General features: G+C 51.2%; 1 rRNA gene. It reads left to right on the forward strand.

What is annotated here, in order from left to right:
• Positions 1-201 (forward strand): 23S ribosomal RNA (locus JO375_RS12615); the annotation flags it as partial.

Below are 201 nucleotides of genomic sequence, written 5' to 3' on the forward strand. Positions count from 1 at the left end.
GACGTGGCGAACAACGATAAGGCCTCGGGGAGCTGTAAGCAAGCTTTGATCCGGGGATGTCCGAATGGGGAAACCCGGCTGTCTTCATCGACAGTCACTTTCTGCTGAATACATAGGCAGAAGAGAGGCATACCAGGGGAACTGAAACATCTAAGTACCCTGAGGAAGAGAAAACAATAGTGATTCCGTCAGTAGCGGCGA

The sequence above is a fragment of the Paenibacillus farraposensis genome (assembly GCF_020736845.1).
Taxonomy (GTDB): domain Bacteria; phylum Bacillota; class Bacilli; order Paenibacillales; family Paenibacillaceae; genus Paenibacillus; species Paenibacillus farraposensis.